Here is a 3439-nt window from a genome sequence, read left to right as displayed (position 1 = left end):
AACGTGAACGGTTGGTCGGCTTTATTACCACAAGCGGTCGGTATGGTATTAGGCGGGATTTTACTCACATTTAAACATCATCCATTCAATAAATATGCGATTCGAAATATTCTTCCAGGATTGATTTGGGCAGCTGGAAATATGTTTTTATTCATTTCGCAGCCAAGAGTTGGGGTCGCAACAAGTTTTTCCCTTTCACAAATGGGAATTATTATTTCGACGCTTGGTGGGATTTTTATATTAGGTGAAAGGAAAACGAAGCGTCAATTAATTGGGATTGTTATTGGTATCGTTTTTATCATTGCAGCTGGAATTATGCTGGGGATTGCGAAAGGTTAAGGAGGTATTAAAATGTATAGCGATTTAGAAGGGAAAGTCGTCGTTATTACAGGATCAGCAACTGGTCTTGGAAGAGCCATGGGAGTGCGATTTGCTAAAGAAAAGGCGAAAGTTGTTATTAACTATCGCTCAAGAGAGTCAGAAGCGAACGATGTATTAGAAGAAATAAAAAAGGTAGGCGGGGAAGCRATTGCTGTAAAAGGTGATGTCACGGCCGAGGCAGATGTTGTRAATCTCATTCAATCTGCTGTGAAAGARTTTGGTACGCTCGACGTYATGATTAATAATGCAGGGATAGAAAAYGCGGTACCRTCGCATGAAATGCCGTTAGAGGATTGGAATAAAGTAATTCATACAAATTTAACAGGTGCTTTTTTAGGAAGTCGTGAAGCGATTAAATATTTTGTGGAACACGATATTAAAGGTTCGGTTATTAATATGTCTAGTGTTCATGAGAAAATCCCGTGGCCATTATTTGTGCATTATGCGGCTAGTAAGGGGGGGATTAAGCTTATGACAGAAACGTTAGCGTTAGAATATGCACCAAAAGGTATTCGAGTAAATAATATTGGGCCTGGTGCAATTAATACGCCAATTAATGCTGAAAAATTTGCTGATTCGAAAAAACGTGACGACGTAGAAAGTATGATTCCGATGGGTTACATTGGAAAACCTGAAGAAATCGCAGCAGTAGCAACGTGGCTCGCTTCAGCAGARGCAAGTTACGTAACCGGAATTACGTTATTTGCAGATGGTGGAATGACTTTATACCCATCGTTTCAAGCGGGGCGTGGGTAATATGAAAGGCCAAAGAGATTTAACTCTTTGGCCTTTTTTAAGCAAAAAAAATAGCGGTCGGCTATTTTGTATATCTTTGTTTCCAAGAGAGTGAGGGGTCTGATTCCCCATGATGAAATTCAAGAAGTATACCATCTAACGTACCTTTATCGACGATGTAACGTATACCGGATTTTTGTAATTGATTCATTGGAAGCATTACTTGCATATCTTTACTAATGATACGTATAACACAATATTGACGCGTAGTGCCTAATATTTCTTTCTCTTCAATTGCTTCGATGATTCCTGCACCGTGCATTGGATAAACGATTTTATCACCAATTTGAAACAAATCATCCACCTCCATATGTGGTAACCACTTTTAATGATAACATACGAGGATAAAAATGTCAAATTTTATATATTATCACATCTGATATGATGTAGTCAATATATAAAAGTCGCTTTTTTTATTTGTTTTTTGCTCTTATGAGTTGAATAAATAGGGGGGTGAAAAATAGTACAGGCGCAGAAAGAAGGCATATCCACTTATTTTTAAGCATAAAATATAAAATCGCTAATACAATATACCTAAATCCGTTCTTTGCAAGGGAGGGAGAGAAGGTGGGGCGCACAATTAGAATTGATATTACAAATAAAGTTGTAGCTAAATTTAGGCAAGATTATTTGGAATTATATACGAGTAAGTTTATGATAGGTAAGTTTTATGTCTATACTGAAGATAAACAATATGTGTTAGAAGACGGATATATATATGAAGATGGAAAGTTTTATCGCATCATAGATACGCACCGTGGCAATAAACAAGCGGCGGAGGGCTGCGATCTAGGATGGTGTTAACATGATTCGTGTGAAAGTGTTTGATGAAAGTCATGAAAAAGACTTAGAAGACGCTGTAAATGTATTTTTGAAAAAAATTGATGATAGTAACTTTGTAGATATTAAGTACCAAGTCGGTGTTTCTATTAACGATGACGAAAACCAAATTTATTGTTTTTCAGCAATGATCGTTTATAAAGCATAAAAAAGAGCTGGGTGAGCCAGCTCTTTTTTATGTTTTATGTTGGGACAACATGTGTCGGTAATACGTTCATAATAGATTGAGTTGTGCCTAATTTCTTTGTCGCTAAAAGAGGCGCCCCTGTTTCATGGTTTTGGGCATCTGTACACATACCGAGGTGATAACGATCACCTAAAAATGGATCAATATAAAAACCGTTTTTGAATACTTTATCATTCGGATGTTTTTCATGGTGAATTTCAGAACAGTTAATGCAATAGAACATAGCGTTCATCCCCTTTTCATTGTTGTTTAAAAAAGTGAGTGGGTAGTCATTTCACTTCTAAGGAAATATTGAGGAGAAGAGAAATAACTACCACCCAAATGGTGGGCACACTCCTTCTGATCTTTACATATCTCGCGTATTGTCCCCGAGGGAAGGAGGAGAGACGAAGTACAGATGAGATAAGTTAGGCGATTCTCTCAATATGATTGATGGAGTTTCATGTTGAGAGAATTTTCTGTTTTTCATTGCCTTTGTGAGTATATTATGAAGGAATGCTGAAAGGGTGTTTGTCCTGTTGAAAAAATGTTGAGAATTTCTCAACAGTGAAAAAGAGTCTTTCTTGACATGAAACTAAAAGGTGTTATATTGTTAATGTGAAACTAAAAGGTGTTATATTTTAATGCCGAATAAAGGAGATATAAAATGGAACAACAAAATACATTAAATGATATTAAACAAACAATCGTTTTTAACGCGCCTATTCAAAAAGTATGGAATGTAGTATCAACTGCAGAAGGRATTGCGTCATGGTTTATGCCAAATGATTTYGAATTRGMGGTAGGACATGAGTTTCATGTGCAATCACCTTTCGGACCATCACCATGTAAAGTGTTAGAGATTGATGAGCCGAATTATTTATCTTTCTCATGGGACACAGATGGCTGGGTTGTTTCATTTAATTTGAAAGACCTAGGAGATAATAAAACAGAATTTACGTTAATTCACGGCGGCTGGAAACATCCTGATGAAATCCTTCCGAAAGCGAATGCGAAGAGCTCTATTATTCGCGATAGAATGAATGGTGGCTGGGTAGCGATTGTAAATGAAAAACTGAAAAAGGTTGTCGAAGGTTAAGTGTCCTCGTCAGCAGCGAAATATGATGTGTTTCAAGCAATTGCTGATCCAACCCGCCGAGAAGTGTTACGGTTATTAAGTGATAAAGAGTTACCAATTTCAAAAATAACGGATCATTTTCCGATGAGCCGTACTGCAGTTGTAAAGCACCTTCATAT

Annotated in this window: 7 protein-coding genes and 1 pseudogene; 6 read left to right on the top strand and 2 right to left on the bottom strand. The window is 37.0% G+C overall.

Translation table 11 applies throughout. The annotated features are described in order from the left end of the window. The coding region (locus AC1DJR_RS27245) for a GRP family sugar transporter (protein WP_477003969.1) at positions 1–339 on the top strand (339 nt) is incomplete at its 5' end. Positions 340–351: 12 nt separating this feature from the next. Next, positions 352–1137 carry a glucose 1-dehydrogenase gene (locus AC1DJR_RS27240; protein ID WP_477003968.1) on the top strand — a complete coding sequence of 262 codons (786 nt, stop codon included), beginning with the start codon at positions 352–354 and terminating at the stop codon, positions 1135–1137. Positions 1138–1204: 67 nt separating this feature from the next. On the opposite strand, the pseudogene AC1DJR_RS27235 reads toward AC1DJR_RS27240, so the two are convergent. Next, positions 1205–1486, bottom strand: a pseudogene (locus AC1DJR_RS27235) (CarD family transcriptional regulator); the annotation flags it as partial. A 257-nt stretch (positions 1487–1743) separates the two neighbouring features. Here AC1DJR_RS27235 and AC1DJR_RS27230 point away from each other — a divergent pair. After that, on the top strand, positions 1744–1980 hold the full coding sequence (locus AC1DJR_RS27230) for a DUF2553 family protein (RefSeq protein ID WP_002089059.1): 237 nt from the start codon (positions 1744–1746) through the stop codon (positions 1978–1980). Position 1981: 1 nt separating this feature from the next. Beyond that, positions 1982–2164, top strand: coding sequence for a sporulation protein Cse60 (locus tag AC1DJR_RS27225; RefSeq protein ID WP_000621751.1), 183 nt, complete (start codon positions 1982–1984; stop codon positions 2162–2164). Between the two features lie 34 nt (positions 2165–2198). Here the strand turns inward: AC1DJR_RS27225 and AC1DJR_RS27220 are convergent, their stop codons facing one another. Further along, on the bottom strand, positions 2199–2426 hold the full coding sequence (locus AC1DJR_RS27220) for a DUF3973 domain-containing protein (protein WP_002129470.1): 228 nt from the start codon (positions 2424–2426) through the stop codon (positions 2199–2201). A gap of 423 nt (positions 2427–2849) precedes the next feature. Between AC1DJR_RS27220 and AC1DJR_RS27215 the strand changes: the two genes are divergently transcribed. Continuing rightward, positions 2850–3281 carry an SRPBCC family protein gene (locus AC1DJR_RS27215; protein ID WP_477003967.1) on the top strand — a complete coding sequence of 144 codons (432 nt, stop codon included), beginning with the start codon at positions 2850–2852 and terminating at the stop codon, positions 3279–3281. Next, positions 3282–3439 (top strand): ArsR family transcriptional regulator (locus AC1DJR_RS27210; RefSeq protein WP_477003970.1); only part of this gene is annotated, 158 nt, incomplete at its 3' end. It abuts the gene before it with no gap.

It is taken from the genome of Bacillus sp. 05T31 (assembly GCF_056396725.1).
Note: the sequence above shows the minus strand (reverse complement) of the source record. Positions and strands in the feature narration are given on the sequence as shown.